This is a genomic window from Denitrobacterium sp., assembly GCF_056180635.1.
The window spans coordinates 17,462-34,978 of the sequence record NZ_JAZZJS010000042.1 but is presented as its reverse complement, the minus strand read 5'-3'; the positions used below and the strand labels follow the sequence as shown (position 1 = coordinate 34,978).

Annotated in this window: 16 protein-coding genes and 2 tRNA genes; 5 read left to right on the top strand and 13 right to left on the bottom strand. The window is 58.9% G+C overall.

Going from position 1 to position 17,517, the window contains the following annotated elements:
* The coding region (locus tag AC04P6_RS03990) for an arginine deiminase (RefSeq protein ID WP_475565305.1) at positions 1–837 on the bottom strand (837 nt) is incomplete at its 3' end.
* Between the two features lie 583 nt (positions 838–1,420).
* Between AC04P6_RS03990 and AC04P6_RS03985 the strand changes: the two genes are divergently transcribed.
* Positions 1,421–2,107: a nitroreductase family protein gene (locus AC04P6_RS03985; RefSeq protein WP_475565304.1), complete on the top strand. Its 687-nt coding sequence runs from the start codon at positions 1,421–1,423 to the stop codon at positions 2,105–2,107.
* Positions 2,108–2,292: 185 nt separating this feature from the next.
* Here AC04P6_RS03985 and AC04P6_RS03980 read toward each other — a convergent pair.
* From AC04P6_RS03980 to AC04P6_RS03965, 4 genes are all read right to left on the bottom strand, one after another.
* Positions 2,293–2,368 (bottom strand) — tRNA-Arg (locus AC04P6_RS03980).
* A gap of 30 nt (positions 2,369–2,398) precedes the next feature.
* Positions 2,399–3,811 carry a sodium-dependent transporter gene (locus tag AC04P6_RS03975; RefSeq protein ID WP_475565303.1) on the bottom strand — a complete coding sequence of 471 codons (1,413 nt, stop codon included), beginning with the start codon at positions 3,809–3,811 and terminating at the stop codon, positions 2,399–2,401.
* Between the two features lie 93 nt (positions 3,812–3,904).
* Positions 3,905–4,351 (bottom strand): ribonuclease HI, encoded by a 447-nt coding sequence (gene rnhA, locus AC04P6_RS03970; protein ID WP_475565302.1) that lies wholly within the window; start codon positions 4,349–4,351, stop codon positions 3,905–3,907.
* Between the two features lie 3 nt (positions 4,352–4,354).
* Entirely contained in the window at positions 4,355–4,783 is a 429-nt protein-coding gene (locus AC04P6_RS03965) for a 6-pyruvoyl trahydropterin synthase family protein (protein WP_475565301.1), read from the bottom strand.
* An 88-nt stretch (positions 4,784–4,871) separates the two neighbouring features.
* Here AC04P6_RS03965 and AC04P6_RS03960 point away from each other — a divergent pair, with 88 nt between their 5' ends.
* Together AC04P6_RS03960 and AC04P6_RS03955 are read left to right on the top strand one after the other, a co-directional pair.
* Positions 4,872–6,698, top strand: a complete 1,827-nt coding sequence (locus tag AC04P6_RS03960; RefSeq protein ID WP_475565300.1) for an ABC-F family ATP-binding cassette domain-containing protein — start codon at positions 4,872–4,874, stop codon at positions 6,696–6,698.
* A 130-nt stretch (positions 6,699–6,828) separates the two neighbouring features.
* Entirely contained in the window at positions 6,829–7,800 is a 972-nt protein-coding gene (locus AC04P6_RS03955) for a glycosyltransferase family 2 protein (RefSeq protein ID WP_475565299.1), read from the top strand.
* Between the two features lie 39 nt (positions 7,801–7,839).
* On the opposite strand, the gene AC04P6_RS03950 is transcribed toward AC04P6_RS03955, so the two are convergent.
* Positions 7,840–7,914 (bottom strand) — tRNA-Thr (locus AC04P6_RS03950).
* A 131-nt stretch (positions 7,915–8,045) separates the two neighbouring features.
* On the opposite strand from AC04P6_RS03950, the gene AC04P6_RS03945 reads away from it, so the two are divergent.
* Entirely contained in the window at positions 8,046–8,828 is a 783-nt protein-coding gene (locus AC04P6_RS03945) for a mechanosensitive ion channel family protein (protein WP_475565298.1), read from the top strand.
* A gap of 37 nt (positions 8,829–8,865) precedes the next feature.
* On the opposite strand, the gene AC04P6_RS03940 is transcribed toward AC04P6_RS03945, so the two are convergent.
* From AC04P6_RS03940 to AC04P6_RS03915, 6 genes are all read right to left on the bottom strand, one after another.
* Complete coding sequence (locus AC04P6_RS03940; protein ID WP_475565297.1) at positions 8,866–9,801, bottom strand: thiamine pyrophosphate-dependent enzyme; 936 nt, start codon at positions 9,799–9,801, stop codon at positions 8,866–8,868.
* Positions 9,801–10,991, bottom strand: a complete 1,191-nt coding sequence (porA, locus tag AC04P6_RS03935) for a pyruvate ferredoxin oxidoreductase (RefSeq protein WP_475565296.1) — start codon at positions 10,989–10,991, stop codon at positions 9,801–9,803. The genes AC04P6_RS03940 and porA overlap by 1 nt, the downstream gene beginning before the upstream one ends.
* The gene (locus tag AC04P6_RS03930) at positions 10,981–11,322 is read right to left on the bottom strand and encodes a 4Fe-4S binding protein (protein WP_475565295.1); all 342 of its coding nucleotides are present in this window, start codon (positions 11,320–11,322) and stop codon (positions 10,981–10,983) included. Before AC04P6_RS03930 ends, porA begins: the two co-directional genes overlap by 11 nt.
* Before the next feature lie 8 nt (positions 11,323–11,330).
* Positions 11,331–11,867: a 2-oxoacid:acceptor oxidoreductase family protein gene (locus AC04P6_RS03925; protein WP_475565294.1), complete on the bottom strand. Its 537-nt coding sequence runs from the start codon at positions 11,865–11,867 to the stop codon at positions 11,331–11,333.
* A gap of 97 nt (positions 11,868–11,964) precedes the next feature.
* The gene (locus tag AC04P6_RS03920; protein WP_475565293.1) at positions 11,965–12,618 is read right to left on the bottom strand and encodes a LysR substrate-binding domain-containing protein; all 654 of its coding nucleotides are present in this window, start codon (positions 12,616–12,618) and stop codon (positions 11,965–11,967) included.
* A 30-nt stretch (positions 12,619–12,648) separates the two neighbouring features.
* Positions 12,649–13,989: a phenylacetate--CoA ligase family protein gene (locus tag AC04P6_RS03915; RefSeq protein ID WP_475565292.1), complete on the bottom strand. Its 1,341-nt coding sequence runs from the start codon at positions 13,987–13,989 to the stop codon at positions 12,649–12,651.
* 202 nt (positions 13,990–14,191) lie between these two features.
* Here AC04P6_RS03915 and AC04P6_RS03910 point away from each other — a divergent pair, with 202 nt between their 5' ends.
* On the top strand, positions 14,192–15,118 hold the full coding sequence (locus AC04P6_RS03910; RefSeq protein ID WP_475565291.1) for a LysR family transcriptional regulator: 927 nt from the start codon (positions 14,192–14,194) through the stop codon (positions 15,116–15,118).
* Here the strand turns inward: AC04P6_RS03910 and priA are convergent, their stop codons facing one another.
* On the bottom strand, positions 15,119–17,515 hold the full coding sequence (gene priA / locus AC04P6_RS03905) for a replication restart helicase PriA (protein ID WP_475565290.1): 2,397 nt from the start codon (positions 17,513–17,515) through the stop codon (positions 15,119–15,121).
* Positions 17,516–17,517 lie beyond the last annotated feature (2 nt).

Here is a 17,517-nt window from a genome sequence, read left to right as displayed (position 1 = left end):
GATCTGCGTGAACACCGTGTCGAGGTGCATGAACGCGCGGCTGTTCGGGATGTCGAACGCCAGGATCGTGTCGATGCTGGAGCGCTCATCGTGGAAGATGCTCTGGGCGAGCGTGTCGATGGCGTCGGGCTCGGTGCGCTGCGAGATGCCGATGGCCAGCACATGCTCGTTGATGTTGAGCACGTCGCCGCCCTCGATGCTGAAGGCCCAGTCGCGGCTGTAGTACTGCGGCGTGCCCTTGAAATCGGGATGATTGTCGAAGATGTACTTGCCGTAGATGGTCTCGCGGTTACGCGTGACGGAGTACATGCGGTGAATGGTGACGCCGTTGCCGACCATCGCGAACGGGTCGCGGGTGAAGTACAGGTTCGGCATGGGGTCGCAGACCATTTCCGTGGGGCTGCTGACGAGGTCGACCAGGCTGTTGGTGCGGTCGATGTCAAGCTCGTCGAGCGTGATGCCCGTCATGGTCTTCTCTACGAGGGCCTTGGCGTCGGCGTACTCGGAATCGAGGTAGGAATGCAGAATCTTGTGCCACTTTTCAGTGTGGACATTCGCCTCCTCGATCCACTGCTCGATGAACTGGCTGCGCAGTTCCGCATTGTCGCGGATGGTTTCAGCCATGAGATCCTCGAGGTAAACCACCTCTACGCCGTTGTCGCGCAGAGCCTGCGCGAATGCGTCGTGCTCCTGCTGAGCGATTTCCAGGAACGGAATATCGTCGAACAGCAGTCGCTCGAGCGTGTCGGGGGTGAGGTTGAGAAGCTCGTTACCGGGACGGTGGAGAATGACCTTCTTAAGAGGTCCGATCTCGCTCTTAACGTTGACTCCGGTCATGAACGCCCTCCTTTTCTCTCTCGTGCGATTTGCATTATGCATTTCCGCGGTAGGCCCTTACCCGTAGGCCGAAATAAGCGGAACGTGCAAACCATTGCATGCTGGGAATCGAATTGCAAGGAGAATTTGTAAGTATTGAAAAATCGTTTCTTTTACGGGGTAGACGGTACGTATTTGTCGGTAGACGGTTATTGACTTTTCGATTTTTCGGGAATTGAACCTAAATGCTATCTGATTAGAAACAAAGCTTTCATCAGGGAAAATATGCGTTTACTGAGGGATTATTCTCAAAAACATAACTCAGTAAGGCTGTCAATATTCATTCGACCGCATATTTCGCCATTCTCATGCGATAACGCCCTTTTCAGCCCCGCGAAATGGGGCGATAACCGCTTTTTCTGCATACGTAAGCGTGGGGTATGCAAAGCGCATTCCAAAGCAAATTTAGGAGGGCATTACCCCCACCCAGTGTGGTTCGGGGGACAGGTAACCCTATGCGTTCGGCATTTCAACATGACCGTGACATTTAGCCAAAAGGAATCGCGCACCCCTAAACTGTAACGAAACAAGATTAGGAGTCACCATGAATCTCATCGAAGCCGTTACAGAGCGCCACTCCGTGCGGTCGTATACCGAACAACCCATCGACACCCCCACACTCGACGCTCTTCAGAAACTCGTAGACGAAGCCAATGCCGAAGGAAACCTTCGCCTGCAGCTCGTAAAAAACAACCCCGTTGCGTTCAAGGGGATATTGGCCAAGTATGGCCACTTCGAAGGCGTGCACACATATATATGCTGCGTTGGCAAAAAGGAAGCAAACGTCGAACAGCGCATCGGCTATTACGGCCAGCGCATCGTGCTTCAGGCGCGCACCATGGGCATCGACAGCTGCTGGGTTGCGGGCACGTACAACAAGCGCAACGCCGCATGCGCCATCTTCAAGGGCGAAAAGCTCTACTGCGTCATCGCCTTGGGCTATGGCAAAACGCATGGTTCCCCGCGCAAGAGCAAACCGAATAGCAGGTGCTACGAGCTTTCCGATGGAATCGCCGTCATGCCCGCGTGGTTCGAATCGGGCATGGATGCCGCAATGCTCGCCCCCACCGCCATGAACAGGCAGGATTTCGTCATCCGCCTTGAAGCGGGAAACGTGGTGAAAGTACGGCCCACCTCGCGCGGATCGCTCGCGAAAATCGACGTCGGCATCGTCAAATGCAATTTCGAAATTGGAGCGGGCGACGCGCGATTCGCATGGAGTTGCTCGTAGAGCTCGTAGAGCCAAGCACGGCCCGCATTCAAGCGCGAATGCGGGCCGTTTAGCATGCTGGCACTCCCCTGCTACGTGCTTGCGCCGAAACGCCGCCATGCACACGAGCAAGCAAGAAAAAAGCCGATGGCATGCCATCGACTTCGTATTGCAATCACGCACGCGAAATAGCGAACGTTGTAAGCTGGTGCGCCCGGCGGGACTCGAACCCACAACCGTCGGATTAGAAGTCCGATGCTCTATCCATTGAGCCACGGGCGCATTTTGCAGAGCTATTCTAACGCATAGCGCCTACGAAAGGCCGAGCCAAAGCATAATTTTTGGCACATAGCCCGAAACCCAGATCACCAGAATGAGAGCGGGAACGCCCCAGGTAAGCCAAAGTCGCGCCCAGCGCGGGAAACGCGCACCAACGCCCGAATCGGCCTCGGCGATGAAGTTATCCCAGCCCCAGCCACGCTTCGAAACGCAGAACACCACGTACAGCAGGCTGCCAAGCGGCAGGAGGTTGTTCGAGACGATGAAGTCTTCAATCGACTGAATGTCGCCAATGCCCGGAATCGTGAAGCCCGCCCACAGGTTGAATCCGAGAGCGCAGGGAATGCTGAGAACGGTGACGATTATCGCCGTATAGGCCACGGCCTGCGTGCGCGTCCAGTTCCAGCGATCCATGCTGAAGCTGATGAGATTCTCGAAGACCGCGATGATCGTGGAAAGCGCCGCGAAGCTCATGAAGATGAAGAACAACGCGCCCCACAGCTGCCCCAACGGCATTTCGCCGAAGATGGTGGGCAACGTGACGAACACGAGCGAGGGCCCCTGACCGGGGTTGACGCCATACGCAAAGCAAGCGGGGAAAATGATGAGGCCGGCAACGATGGCGACGAACGTGTCGAGGCCGACAATGCGAATCGCCTCGCCCGCGAGCCTGCGCTCCTTGCCCAAGTAGCTACCAAAGACCTCCATGGCGGAAATGCCCAAGGAGAGCGTGAAGAACGCCTGGCCCATGGCCGCGAAGACCGCATCGAGGAACGTCTCGGGAGAAGCGAACAGCTTGCCGAAATCGGGAATGAGGTAGAACGCCAGGCCCTCTTCGGCACCAGGCAGCGTGACGGAGCGAATGGCGAGCACGACCATGATGACGAGCAGCGCGCCCATCATGTACTTCGTGACGCGCTCGACGCCCTTCTGCAAACCGAGGCTCACAACGAAGAACCCGAGCAGAATGGCCACGAGCATCCAGGCAATCTGCTGACCGGGGTCGGCCAGGGATGCCTCGAATGCAGCACCCACCGCATCGGCGGCAAGGCCATTGAACTCGCCCGAGCCCATCTTGGCAACGTAGCTGATCATCCATCCGCCCACGGTGGTGTAGAACATCATGAGCAGCATGCAGCCGATGTAACCCCACCAGCCGAACCAACCCCACTTCTTACCGGGGGCAAGAATGTCGAATGCCTTGGCCGAGCTTTTCTGGCTCGCGCGACCCACGGCGAATTCCATCACCATAACGGGAAGACCCAGGATGACGAGGAAGATGAGATAGAGCAGCACGAAGGCGGCTCCACCGTATTCGCCCGTGATATAGGGGAAACGCCAAACGTTGCCCAATCCGATGGCGCAGCCAGCGGAAATGAGAATGAACCCCAGGCGGGACCCGAATTTCTCCCGTTTGCCGTTTACGTCGAGAAGCTGTTCCGACATAGATTTCCCTAACCTTCTATACGTACCTTGCACAGGCGAAAATTATACATGACACTACAGGCGGATAAAGCGCAATGGCAAACATCCACGTAGCTACAGCAGTTCGTCCATAGCGCGATTCGCGAGCTCGTCGGCCTTGTTGTTCCCCGCGTTATCGGCGTGGCCCTTCACCTTGTTGAACGTGATATCGGAAAACTGCTTCTTCTCGGCCAGAAGTTCGAGCCAGAGCTCCTTGTTCGCAACAGGCTCCTTCTTGGAATTCTTCCAGCCCTTCTTCATCCAGCCATAGATCCAGCTGGTGATGCCGTTGTACACGTAGGCGCTATCCATGTACACGTCGACGCCAACGTTCTTGTTCTTGATGGCACGCAGGCCCTGGATGCAGCCCATGAGCTCCATTTTGTTGTTGGTGGTGTTCACTTCCCCATCCCAGAGCTCCTTGGTGTAATCGCCCCAGATGAGGTAGGCGCCCCAGCCGCCGATGTTGCTATCGCTCTGATTTCCGCGGCATCCGCCGTCGCAGTACAGCTGAACCCTCATGCGCTACTCCCCCTCGCCGTAATACGTCGCGCAGTTCAGCGGCGTCTCGTAGCAATCGATCTGCGAAACGGGAAAGCCCTTGGCCGCGAGGCTGTCGTAGAAATGGCGCGCGAGGTTTTCCGCGGTGGTGCGGAACGGCACGATGGTAGGCGAAAAGCCCTCGCCGCGCAGCGCTTCGATGGTGGCTTCGGAAAGCGTGCCCTCCTCGATGAGGAACGTATGGTCGAATGCCTCCGTGAGCTCGCGGACCGCCTTCTTGAACTCGCCGAAGTCGACGACCATGTCGCGCATGGTCCCCTCGGTGCGCAAGCCGGGCTGACGCAGGTACGCGACAACCTTCCAGCGATGACCGTGAAGGTTCTCGCATTTGCCGTAGTAATCGGACAGGAAATGAGCGCTATCGAAACAGCTCTCGGTTTTCAAACCGTACATATATATCCATATCGTTCGATGATGTTTGACTGAATGATGATAGCACGCCGCGCCGAACGAATTCGCGCCCCGCCCTGTGCTACCATGAATGCCCAAAACAAAGGAGAAATACGTGTCCGTTCTGCTCACCTGCAAAGATGTCTACCTCGACTATCCCACGAAGGAAATATTCCGCGGAGTAACGCTGGGAGTTAATACCGGCGACCGCATCGGCATCGTGGGCTTGAACGGACATGGAAAATCGACCCTGCTCAACGTGCTGTCTGGCGCCGTTACGCCTGATTCGGGTCAGGTAATCGCCACGAGCAACGCCACGATCGGCGTGTTGCGCCAGCACGACCAATTCGCCGACGACGACGCCGTGCGCGACATCCTGGCCTCCACGAAAACGCGCGCGTACACCTGGGAAGCCGACCGCACCTCGCGCGGCATCGTGGAGGAGCTGCTGGGCGACGTGAGCATGGATGCGAAAGTTGGCAACCTCTCGGGAGGCCAGCGTCGACGCGTCGACCTAGCACGCCTGCTCATCGGCGACTGGAACGTACTCATGCTCGACGAGCCCACGAACCATCTCGACATCGGTGCCATTCACTGGCTTGCGAACCACCTGGCAAATCGCTGGCCTTCGGGTGACGGCGCCCTACTGGTGGTCACGCACGACCGCTGGTTCCTCGACGAGGCGTGCCAGAACATGTGGGAAGTGCACGACGGCACGGTCAGTCCCTTCGAGGGTGGCTATTCCGCATACATCATGCAGCGCGTGGAACGCGACAGGCTCGAAGCACTCGCAAAGCAGAAGCGAGCCAACCAGCTCCGCAAGGAGCTCGCATTCCTTTCGCGCGGCGCGCAGGCGCGCAGGAGCAAGCCCAAGTTCCACGTCGAGGCCGCTCAGGCGCTCATCGCCGACGAACCGCCCGTGCGAAATCCCATCGAGCTGAAGCAGATGGCCACGGCTCGCCTGGGCAAACAGGTGCTCGAGCTGAACGACGTCTGCGTCGATCGCGGCTCCAAGCGAGTGCTGAACGAGATCACCTGGAACATCGGCCCCGGCGACCGCATTGGCATCCTGGGCGAAAACGGCGTGGGAAAGTCGACGCTCCTGAACGTGCTGAACGGCACGCTGCGCCCCACGCTCGGCCACATCAAGATCGGCAGGACGGTTAAGTTCGCAACGCTCACGCAGAACCTCGATGAGCTTCGCCCCATCGAAGACGACGTCGTGCGCGTGGTGCTTTCTCGCTACAAGACGTACTACAAGGTCGACGGAAGGAATCTCAGCCCCTCGGCCATGCTCGAACGCCTGGGCTTTTCCCGCGACGAGCTCAACGCTCGCGTGAAGGACCTCTCGGGCGGCCAGCGCAGGCGCTTCCAGCTCCTGCTCATCCTCCTCGACGAACCAAACGTCCTGGTGCTCGACGAGCCCGGCAACGACCTCGACACCGACATGCTCGCCATCACGGAAGACCTGCTCGACACCTGGCCGGGCACGCTCATCGTGGTAAGCCACGACCGCTATTTCATCGAACGCGTCACCGACGACCAGTACGCCATCATCGGCGGCAGGGTATTCCACGTGCCCGGCGGCGTAGACGAGTACCTCAAGCGCCTCGAGCGCGAAAAGGACTCTCATGCTGCCACGGAAAGCAAGCAGCCCGCTCCAAAGACGCAGCAGGCGGATTCGACGGGGCTTTCCAATGCTGAGCTGCGTGAACTCAAAAAGCAGCTGCGTAGCGTCGAGCGAAAGATGAACACCCAGCAAGGCAAGGTAGACAAGAAGAAGGCCGAGCTGGAAGCATGCGACCCCTACGACTACACCGCACTCGGGTCCATCCAGCAGGAAATCCAGGAAGCCCAGGACGCTCTCGAGGCGCTCGAGATGGAATGGCTGGAACTCTCGGAGAAGCTCGAGGCATAGCCGCACGCAAGTGTGATGAATCTCGTATTTGAAAAGGACTTTGCGAGAAAAGGCACATTGCGTGCCGCACTTGCTGTTATAGTTACTGCCATATGTATGAACGCAAGGCATGTTGTTAGAAGGAGTAACAGTGTCTGAATTTACAGCACGCGATATCGACGGTTCCGTAGCCGTCCTTATCCCCTGCTACAATGAGGCGGTTACGATCGCCAAGGTCATCGAAGACTTCAAGCGCGAGCTTCCCGAAGCCGCTATCTACGTATACGACAACAATTCCTCCGACGGCACGGGCGACATCGCCCGCGAGCATGGCGCCATCGTGCGCACTGAAACCCGTCAGGGCAAGGGCAACGTCGTCCGCCAGATGATCCGCGAAATCGACGCCGATTACTACATCATGGTCGACGGCGACGACACGTATCCCGCCGAAGCAGCGGCGAGCCTCATCGAACCCCTCGTGAACGACCGCGCCGACATGACCGTCGGCGACCGCCTTTCCAACGGCAGCTACGGCGAGGAAAACGACCGTGCCTTCCATGGCCTGGGCAACAACCTCGTGCGCTGGCTCATCAAGGTCATCTACGGCTTCGAATTCCACGACGTCATGACTGGCTACCGCGCCTTCAACCGCGTGTTCGCCAAGACGATGCCCGTCATCAGCCCCGCATTCGAAATCGAAACCGAGCTTTCCATCCACGCCGTCGACAAGCGCTGGCGCGTTGTGGAGGTGCCCATCGACTACCGCGATCGCCCCGAGGGAAGCTATAGCAAGCTCTCCACGTTTGGCGATGGTTGGAAGGTGCTGAAGTGCATCGGCCAGCTCTTCAAGGATTACCGCCCGCTCGCCCTCTTTGGCTGGCTCGCACTCATCCTCGTCGTCATCGGCCTGATTGTAGGCATCCCCGTAATCAGCGAGTTCAACTCCACCGGCTTGGTGCCCAGGCTTCCGTCCGCCATCGTGGCAGTCGCCTTCGTGGGCGCGGGCATGCTCAGCTTCAGCTGCGGCCTCATCCTCGACACGTCGGTGAACAACCACCGAAAAGACTACGAGATGTCGGTCATCGAAGCGTACGAGCGATACGCCGGCAAGGACGCCAAATAAAACAGGAAAGGCCAGCTGATGCTGGCCTTTGTTTTGCTCTGGAGCCAGTGACAGGACTCGAACCTGCAACCGCCTGATTACAAATCAGATGCGCTACCATTGCGCCACACTGGCACTTCAGAGCATGCAGTATTATGCCATATATTCCGTTGATAGACTGAAAAAAGGGAAACTGGCGCATATTCCATCGCGGAGAAACGTACGATGGAAGCTCACCCTTACCAACATGCGAAAAGGAGCGATACGTGTTCGAAGCGCTCGAGCAATTCCAAGCGGACTACCCCATTCCCAGCATGATTCTCTCTGGAGCGGCGATACTTCTGGCAACGTGGATCGTCGAGCGCATCGTTCGGCGCATCATCCTGCACATTGGCAGACACGATAACATCGATTTGCCCGCGGGGTCCATCTTCGCGAACATCGCACGCGTCGCGCTCTGGTTGTTTGGCCTCATCATCGTCGCAAAGGTCTGTTTCAACTACGACCTGACGGCTTTCATCGCCGCCCTGGGCGTTGGAGGCATCGCGCTTTCCCTTGGCCTGCAGGACACCATCGCGAACCTGTTCGGCGGCCTGCAAATTACGCTCGCCCGAATCGTGAACCCGGGCGATTACTTCTACATGGATAGCTCGGTGGCGCGCGTAACCGACGTAACGTGGCGCCATACCACCATGGTCGACGCAACGGGCAGCACCTACATCGTCCCGAATTCGGTGATGTACAAGAACAAGCTCGTGGAAGCAGGAGAATTCGGCCTGGTGAACGTGCCTATCATTCTGAATCCCAGCACCGACCTCGACGAATTCACCGAAAAGGTGAAGGACGCGCTGGCAAGCACGTTCGAAGACAACATCGGTCCCCTGGGAATTCGCGTCCTCATGAACGGCATGACGCTAGGCGGGCTTTCCGGCACGGTTACCGTCGACATCCAACGCGACGCGTACAGCAATGCCGTGTCGGCGAACATGATCTCCCGCGCCATCGACCCACTGCTGAAAACCTACGGCTCCAACATCTACGCGAACTAAAGCATCCCCTGCATGGTAGCCATGCAGGGGATGCTGCTTACTGGGCAATGGAGCGCAGATGCTCCCAAGTTGCGTCACGACCGCGTGCGACCGCCGCAACCTCCTCGTCGCTCAACGCGCGGAAACGCGCCTGACGACGAAGGTAGTGTTCCACGCTTCCCCACGCACCATCGGAGGCAAACTCCTTCGGGTTACGCGAGAGCCTGAAAGACCCAGACGCATGATCGCTTTCGGACGGCCCGAAATACTCGGCAAGGTACCAAAGGCCGCAGTCAACCACCTCTTTGGCGATATCGATCGTCTCATCGACCGCGCAACCCCAGCCTGTTGGGCAAGGAGCGATAACGTGGATGAAACGCGTACCCTTGACGCTCTTGGCCCGCTCGACCTTGCGAATGAAGTCATTCAGATAGCCAATGCTTGCCGTAGCGGCATAGGGAATGCCGTGAGCTGCGATAATCTGGAACAGGTTCTTCTTTTCCGTAAGGCAGCCATGAGCATTTCTGCCAGCGGGCGTGGTGGTCGTCTTGGCGCCGAAAGGCGTGAGAGAGCTCTTCTGGATGCCCGTATTCATGTACGCCTCGTTGTCGTAGCAGATATACAGGATATCGTCGTTACGGTCGATGGCCCCTGACAAGGCCTGCAGCCCGATGTCGGCCGTGCCTCCATCGCCCGCAAAACCCACAACCGTGCAGTCATCGGGCTTGATGCCCTGGGCGCGTAGCCCTGCCTCGATGCCGGACAAAACGGCGGCAGTGGCGGCGAAAGGCGTGATCATGGCGTTGTTGGCAAAGCAAAGCTGGGGGAAATTGAACCCAACCGCACTCATGCAGCCCGCAGGCAATGCCGTTACGGCATGAGGGCCAAGCACCTTCAGCGCTTGGCGTACTGCCAGCGAACCGCCGCAGCCGGCACAGGCTTTATGACCGAAAAAGAACTCGTCGTCGGTAATGGTTTTAGCAGTAATCGCCATTAGCGCACCTCCCCTTCGTCTTCAACGCGCAGAAACGTAACGGGGGGAACCTCATCGCCATGGGAAACGCGCTGTAGGCTCTCGAAGATGCCTCGCATATCGCTCCTGGAAATATCATCGCCACCAAGACCTCCCACGAAGTTCCGCGTGGGAACGGCAATCCCCGCGCGCTGCAATGCGGAATTCACGTTGGTGAACACCGTGCCCTCCGCGCCAAAGGAGATATCCTTCTCGAGAACGCCGACGCTTTTCACCTGCGCAAGCAGCGAGCACAGCGCATCATACGGAAATGGCCTCATATAGCGAATGCGTACGCAACCCGCCTTTACGCCCTCGCTTCGCAGCTCCGAGACCACCTCTTCGACCAAGCCGGCAATCGTGCCAAGCGTGACCAGCACGAATTCGGCATCGTCGCAGGCAAATGCCTCGAGCGCGCCCGTGTAGGAGCGACCGAAGATACGCGCGAAATCGGCCTCGATTTCGTCGACGACGGCAAGCGAGTCGAGCATGTCCTGATGAGCGCGGTACTTGTAATAGCGGTTGTACTCCGGCCCAGCCGAATAGCCGATATTAACCGGATGTTCGAAATCGAAGCGGTTGGAGGTTCGATACGGGGGCAGGAATTCATCGGCCTGTTCCTGCGAGGGAACGCGAACCTGCTCGTAGGTATGCGTGAGCGCGAAGCCGTCGAGATTAACCATGACGGGCGTGCTCACTCGCGGGTCTTCCGCCAGGCGATACGCCATGAGCGCCAAATCCAATGCCTCCTGGGCGTCACGTGCATACACTTGGATCCAGCCATGGTCGAGCAAGCCAAGCGAATCGCGCTGGTCGCCGTAGATATTCCAGGGAAGGCACGTGGCCCTGTTGGCATTCATCATCACGATGGGAAAACGCCCGCCCGCAGCATACGTGAGACATTCGGCCATATAGAGCAAGCCCTGGCTGCTGGTTGCCGTGAACGTACGCGCGCCCGTGGCGGAAGCGCCGATGGCAGCCGAGAGGGCCGTATGCTCGCTTTCGACATGCAGGTATTCGGAGGCAAGCTCACCGCGTTCGACCATTTCGGAAAGGCGCTCGACGACAACGGTCTGCGGCGTGATGGGGTATGCGGAAATGACATGGGGACGCGCGAGACGGACACCCTCCGCGAACGCCTCGTCACCCGAGAGGAAACGCTTATCGCTCATCGGCCGCTCCTTTCTCGGGAATCATCGCAAGCGCGGAAAAGCGGCAAACGGTCACGCAGATGCCGCAGCCCTTGCAGAAATCGAGGTCGACGAACAGCGAGGGCTCGCCCTCCCCTTCGGCATGGGTTTTACGAATGGCGCCATCGGGGCAATACATGTAGCACTGCAGGCACGACGTGCACGCCTGAGCGTCGAGAACGGGACGCTGCTGACGCCAGCCGGCATTGCGTTCCACCAGATGGCCCGCCTCGAAACACGTGGTTGCATCGAAGTCGGCTGGCCTGGCATGCCAATCGCGCAGCGTGGGAATGACGATAGGGGGATTCTGCACGTTCTTGCTCATCGCGCCTCACCTGCGCTTTCGCCATCACGCAGCACGGCCTGAACCACATCGAGGTTCTTCGCATGCAGTTTGCTGGGCATGTAGTTGCGAATCGCCCATTCCAACGCATTGCGATCGAACCCGTCGACGATGGTGGTAAGCTGGGCGAGTAATGCCGTATTGGGAATGGCCCTGCCCAGGATTGCCGTAGAAACCCCGTCGGCATCAATCGAGACGATACGCGGGTCGTCGAAGGCATGAACGCTATTCACGAGCGCACATCCGCCGGGTTTCAGCTCGGCATCCCAACCCTCGCCAAACAGGGTGTCGTCGAGATACACCACCACGTCGGCGGAAGAGCAGGCGCTGCGGTCGCCAATGGGTGCACCCGAGAGCTTCGTGAACGCACGCATGGGAGCCCCACGGCGTTCGGGACCAAAAGACGGAAACGCGAGGGCATGCTTCCCATCGGGAGCACTATACCCCGCGGCGAGAAGACGGGCTGCGGTAAATGCGCCCTGGCCTCCCCTTCCGTGCCAGATTACTTCTATCAATTCACATTCCTTCTCGTCGAAATAGCCCTAGACTGCGAAAACGGGCGACGCCGAAGCTTCGACGCCGCCCAAATGGTAACGCAGGCAAATTCGTATGCTAGAACTGCACGTAGCGGGAGAGGTTCTTCGTGAGACTGTCGACGAAGACCTTGCTGAGCCCGTCGATTTCCTCGCCCTTGCGCGCGATGTAGCCAAGCTTCAGCGTGACATCGGTTTCCAGGGGCAGCGTCTGAAGGAGGCTGCCGTCGGTGATGCCCACCAGAATGCCACTGGTAATGGTGTAGCCATTCACCGCGCAGATGAGCTCGGTGAGGCTGGCACGATCGGTGGTGGCGATGCGCTTGCTGCGGGGCACGCTGGCAAGGGCCTCTTCGTAGAACGCGGAGGAATCGCCCTTTTCCTGCTCGAAGTACACGTACGGGTACTCTTCCAGATCGTCGAGATGCAAGCTGGTCGCATTGGAGAGCGGATGGCTCGCGGGCAGCGCCACGTAGGGCTTGCTGCTGATGATCGGGGTGAATTCCAGGCCGGATTCGTCGAGCGTACGGTTGAGCTCATCGGCGTTTTCCGTCGTCTCGAAGATTACGCCCAGATGGCTGCGGCCGCTGTAGACATCCTCGATGACGCTGCGGGTGGTGCCGTTCCTGAACGCATAGGAGTATTCGACTCCGCCGCCTGCGAGCACGGTATGGGCAAACGCCTGAACGCTGAATAGATAATGCTGACCAGATACGGTGAATTTCTTTGCCATGATAAGTCCCTGCTCCTTCGTTCAACCCGTTTACTTGTTGTCGCGTTCGTCGATGAAGCGCGAAGCCTTGTGCTCGCTGGATACGCCGAGCTTGCCGGCATCGAAGACGATGACCTTGGCGGGACGCACGCCCGTGTGGGCCTTCAGAGCAGCCTCGACGCGCTTGGAAACGACATCGTATGCCTCATCGGAACCCTGCGCGCGTTCGACGGATACCTCGTAGCGCGTGGTGTAGTTCTCATTGTATACGCGAATGGAGTATTCGCCCGTGAGACCACGCTCGGCGCGCACGACGTATTCGACGTCGGACGGGAACACGTTCACGGCGCCGACGATGAACATCTCGTCCTTACGGCCGGTGACGTGAATACGGGCAAGGGTACGGCCGCATTCGCACTTCTCGGTGCTCACGTAGCCAATGTCGCCCGTGCGGAAGCGGATCATGGGGCGGGCCTTCTTCATGAGCGTGGTGTACACGAGCTCGCCGGTGCTGCCGGGCTCGAGCACTTCGCCCGTAGTGGGATCGACCGTCTCGACCAGGATCTGGTCCTCAACGATATGCAGGCCGTCTTTTGCCTCGCACATAGCTGCGCAAGCGCCGTAGATGTCGGACAGGCCGAAGAAGTCGACGACCTTGGCGCCCCACATCTCCTCGATGGCCTCACGCGTGCTCTTGATGGAGCCGCCCGGTTCGCCGGCGACGATGATGGTGTGAATGCTGAAGTCCTTGCGCGGGTCGAGACCCTTGGCCTTGGCCTTCTCGCCCAGAGCCCATGCATACGAGGGGCTCGTCCAGATGATGGTGGGCTGATAGTGCTGCAGCACGAACAGCAGACGATCGCTGGGAACGGCGCCAACCCAGATGGCCGTGGCGCCCAGGTTCTGCGCGCCGATTACGTCGGGGCCGCCAACGTAAAGCGCGAAGTTCAGGCCATGCACGTAACGGTCGTTCGGGCGCATACCGGCCTGCCAGAACAGACGGGCTTCGGTATCCTGCCACAGGTCGAAGTCTTCCTGCGTGAAGGGGCTTACCGTGGGAACGCCCGTGGAACCCGAAGAGGTTGCCATGAAGACGACGTCATCTTCGGGAACGGAGCACATCTCGCCGAAGAAAGTGCCTACATGCTGAGTGTCGCGCTCCGTCTGCTTGTTAATGAAGGGAAGCTTCTGAATGTCTGCGAGCGTCTTGATATCCTCGGGCGCAACGCCAGCCTCGTCGAAGCTGCGGCGATAGTACACGGTGTTCTCGTACGCGTACTTGATCATGGCCTGGAGACGATCGAGCTGAAGCTTTTCAAGCTCGGGGCGAGGCATGCACTCGATTTCGGGGTCGTAGTACTTCTGATCATATGGAATGTTTTTCTTCGCCATGCCTTGCTCCTTATCGATATTACATAACACGCCGTTGCGTTGTTTTTGGCGTATAAGCATGATTCCACGAGTCAGATAGCGATGCAATAGATAGGGCGTTGGATATAGGCGAAAGCCTGTTATCGGTATTGCAGATAGCGAAATGACAACTTTACGGGTACACTTCTTACAAAGAACGCGACGAACGAAGGGGAATACAACCATGACGTTGCAGCAACTGCGCTACATATTGGCCGTAGCGGAATACGGCTCCATCAACGCCGCGGCAACGCGACTCTATTCCTCGCAGAGCAATTTATCCACGGCCATCAAAGAACTCGAAAGCGAGCTGGGCATATCTATATTCAGGCGAAGCAATCGAGGCGTGACCCTCACCAACGAGGGAACGGAACTCCTGGGCTATGCGCGGCAGGTGATCACGCAGGCCGATTTGCTGGAGGCTCGCTACAGTCACGACGACTCCGATCAGGTGCGTCTGGCAGTGTCCACCCAGCACTATTCCTTCTCGGTCGAGGCCTTCGTCCGCACCCTCGAAGAGTGCGGAGACAGCGAATACGAGTTCGTTCTCCGCGAAACCGGCACACTTCAGATTATCGAAGATGTGAAGAACTTTCGAAGCGAGATCGGCATCGTCTACACCGATAACTACAACCAACGCGTTCTATGGAAGGCGTTCGACGACGCGCACCTCATGTTCTACCCGCTTTTCGAAGCGCCCGTGCACGTATTTGTGGGCGAACACCACCCGCTGGCAAAGCGCAAGAGCATCCAGGCAGGCGATTTGGCGGAATACCCGCGCTATTCGTTCCTGCAGGACAACCGCAATTCCTTCTATTACTCGGAAGAGCCCTTCGCGTACCTGCCCCATGCGAAGAACGTGCGAATCACCGACCGTGGCACGCTGTCGAACCTTCTTTCCAGCTGTAACGGGTACACGATTTCCACCGGTCTTCTTTCCAGCGAAATGTACTCGGGCATCGCCAGCATTCCCCTGGAAACGAAGGAGACCATGAAGGTTGGCTACGTCATCCATCAGGGACGCGATACCGGCTGGCTGCTGCACTCGTACATCGCTAACCTGAAGAAGCTCATCGCCGCCTGCCCCGACGTAACGAGCTACGTAAGCTAGCTACAGAAGCGACTGCGGGTCGACGTCGATGGCGACGCTCACCGTCTTGCTGGCCTTGCGCGCACGGAAGACGGGCGCGATAACGGCCGAAATGTCGGCTCCCAAGGGCGCCTTCACGCTGATGTGATAGCGGTAATTGCCACGCAGGCGCGAGAGGACGCACGGCACGGGCGGAAGCATGAGCCAATCCCCCACGGCCATTTTCGAGAGCTGATCGCGTAGGCGCTCGTAGAGCTCGGTAGCCTGATCGCGCACCTCCCCCTCGTTTTTACCCCAGATGCGCACATCGGCAAGGCGCACATAGGGCGGATACTGCAACGCCTTGCGTTTGGGGAGCTCATCTTTCAGAAATGCCGCGCGATTGTAATGCGCCGCCGCCTGGATAGCCACGGATGACGCGTTGTACGTCTGGACGATGACGCGTCCCGGCAAATCTGCACGACCAGCACGGCCGGCTACCTGCTGGATGAGGTCGAAGGTGCGCTCCCCCGAACGGAAATCGGGCAAACGCAGTTGCGTATCGGCATTGATCACGCCCACGAGGGTTACGTCGTCGAAGTCGAGGCCCTTCGCAATCATCTGCGTACCCAGAAGCACCGCAGCATCGGCCGAGGCGAAGCGCTCGAGCAGCGCACGATGCGCACCCTTGCGCGACGTAGTATCGGCATCCATGCGAATGAGGTCGACGACGGTCTCGCCTTCCGCAGCCGGAACTTCAGGAGACGCATCGGAAGAGCACGTCACGCGGTAGCCCGAGCCGAACGCCTCGATCGTGCCGCGCAATTCGGCCTCGACGCGTTGCGTACCCGCGCCGAACTTCTTCAAGTAAGGGCTGCCGCATTCGGGACAGAGCGCCGGAGCGGCCATGAAATACCCGCAATGATGACATACGAGACGCGCACCGCGCTCGTGATATGTAAGCGACGTGGAACAGCTGGGGCACGTGGGCACGAAGCCGCATTCGCGGCAAAGCAGAAACGATGCGAACCCGCGCTGGTTGAGCATGAGAACGGCCTTGCGTCCGCTGTCGATGGTTTCCTTGAGCGCCTTTTGCAGCTTGCGAGAGAACATCGAGCGGCTGCCGCTGCCGAATTCGCTTGCCATATCGACCACATCGACGCGCGGCATGGGCTTGCCGTTCGCACGTTCCGGCAGCTCGACGCTCGCCCACTTCTCATCGAAATGAACGCGATGAAGCGTCTCGATGGCAGGCGTGGCGCTGCCAAGCACGAGCGTTCCGCCCACATGGGCGGCCATCCATGCGGCAACATCACGCGAAACGTAGCGCGGCGCCTGGTCCTGCTTGTACGAGCCCTCATGTTCCTCGTCGATGACGATGAGGCCAAGATTGGAAAGGGGCGAAAAGAGCGCGCTGCGGGCACCGACAACCACGCGCGCGTCGCCCGAGCGAATGAAATCCCACTGGTCGAAGCGCTCCCCCACGCTCATTCGCGAATGGAGCACGGCGACCATATCACCGAAACGACCCCTGAAACGGGCAACCGTCTGAGGGGTGAGAGAGATTTCGGGAACGAGAACGATTGCCGTCTGACCAGCGGCGATAACGCGCTCGATGACCTGCAGGTACACCTCGGTCTTGCCCGAGCCCGTAACGCCATCGACGAGCACGACGCGCCCATCATGAGCGTCGTAGGCAGCCTCGATTTCGTCAAGTGCATGCTGCTGACCTGGGGTGAGCTGCGGCTTAGGCGTGGGAGCGAACGCAACGGAGCGGTACTCCATCTGCGCGCCAGGCCCATCGACGCGCTCAACCCCGCGCATGCGGCGACGAGACTCTATGGCAACCACACCGCGTTTCTCGAGCGATTTAAGCACGCTCGAAACGGAGCCGTATTCGGCCGTAAGCTCGGCAACCCTAAGCTCACCAGCGGCAAGCGCCGCCAGAATGGCTTCCTGCTTGACCGCGCCCTTGCGCGGCTTGAAATCGGCCGCCGCAGGAAGAAGACGAACCCATCGATCGTCAACCTCGCCCACGGTGGGCTGTTCGAGACGCCACCCATGGGCGCCTCGAACCATACGCGGGACGCCACCCGGCGGCGTGAATAGCCTGACGCAGCTGGAAAGCGGCGCAATGTAGCGTTCCGAAAGGAATTCCGCGCAAGCCGCGCCGTCCTCATCGAAGAACGGCTTGCTAAGCACCGATGCGATGGGCTTCAGCTTGGAAACGGCACAGCCAGCATCGCGCTCGAGGGAGGCGAGATCGTCTTCGGCATATTCGCTCACGCCCATGACGAAGCCAACGGCCTGGCGCGATCCGAAGGGCACAAGAACAGAGCACCCGACCTGGAAGCTCTCCAGATGATCGGGTGCAATGTAGGTGTAAGCGCAGTCGAGCGCTTGAGTGGGTATGTCTAGTACAACCTGCGCGGTGCGCATGG

Excerpts from the sequence above, each read along its gene's own strand:
- AC04P6_RS03985 (WP_475565304.1), top strand. The coding sequence starts at position 1,421 with ATGAATCTCATCGAAGCCGTTACAGAGCGCCACTCCGTGCGGTCGTAT.
- AC04P6_RS03975 (WP_475565303.1), bottom strand. The coding sequence starts at position 3,811 with ATGTCGGAACAGCTTCTCGACGTAAACGGCAAACGGGAGAAATTCGGG.
- rnhA (WP_475565302.1), bottom strand. The coding sequence starts at position 4,351 with ATGAGGGTTCAGCTGTACTGCGACGGCGGATGCCGCGGAAATCAGAGC.
- AC04P6_RS03965 (WP_475565301.1), bottom strand. The coding sequence starts at position 4,783 with ATGTACGGTTTGAAAACCGAGAGCTGTTTCGATAGCGCTCATTTCCTG.
- AC04P6_RS03960 (WP_475565300.1), top strand. The coding sequence starts at position 4,872 with ATGCCCAAAACAAAGGAGAAATACGTGTCCGTTCTGCTCACCTGCAAA.
- AC04P6_RS03940 (WP_475565297.1), bottom strand. The coding sequence starts at position 9,801 with ATGGCGATTACTGCTAAAACCATTACCGACGACGAGTTCTTTTTCGGT.
- porA (WP_475565296.1), bottom strand. The coding sequence starts at position 10,991 with ATGAGCGATAAGCGTTTCCTCTCGGGTGACGAGGCGTTCGCGGAGGGT.
- AC04P6_RS03920 (WP_475565293.1), bottom strand. The coding sequence starts at position 12,618 with ATGGCAAAGAAATTCACCGTATCTGGTCAGCATTATCTATTCAGCGTT.
- AC04P6_RS03915 (WP_475565292.1), bottom strand. The coding sequence starts at position 13,989 with ATGGCGAAGAAAAACATTCCATATGATCAGAAGTACTACGACCCCGAA.
- AC04P6_RS03910 (WP_475565291.1), top strand. The coding sequence starts at position 14,192 with ATGACGTTGCAGCAACTGCGCTACATATTGGCCGTAGCGGAATACGGC.
- priA (WP_475565290.1), bottom strand. The coding sequence starts at position 17,515 with ATGCGCACCGCGCAGGTTGTACTAGACATACCCACTCAAGCGCTCGAC.